Genomic DNA, 286 nt, shown 5'->3' with positions numbered 1-286 from the left:
GTCCTCCCCGCCGCCGCCCTCCGGCCGGGCGACCCCCGCGACTGGAACCCGGGACGGACGTTCCGCGACTGGGCCGCCGACACCGCCTACCACCACACCCAGCGACGGGCCCTGGCCTCGGGCCGCCCGGTCAGCGCCAACACCCGTGGCCCCGACCGCGTCTGCGGGCTCGGAGAGGTCGAGGTCTTCTACTCCCTCTCCGCCCGGCCCGTCCTCCGCGACACCGCCAGCCGGCGCCTCCTGCGCGCCCTCTGAACCACCCCCCGACCACCACACCCCGCCACGA

The 286-nt window shown here is 77.3% G+C and carries 1 protein-coding gene; it reads left to right on the top strand.

Annotation, left to right across the window (positions count from 1 at the left end; genetic code table 11):
* A partial coding sequence (locus tag E0D90_RS27000) for a hypothetical protein (RefSeq protein ID WP_157996969.1) occupies positions 1-255 on the top strand: 255 nt, incomplete at its 5' end.
* Between the last annotated feature and the right edge of the window lie 31 nt (positions 256-286).

The organism is Streptomyces otsuchiensis (genome assembly GCF_004305975.1).
Classification (GTDB): Bacteria; Actinomycetota; Actinomycetes; order Streptomycetales; family Streptomycetaceae; genus Streptomyces; species Streptomyces otsuchiensis.
This window is presented reverse-complemented; position numbering and strand designations above follow the sequence as displayed.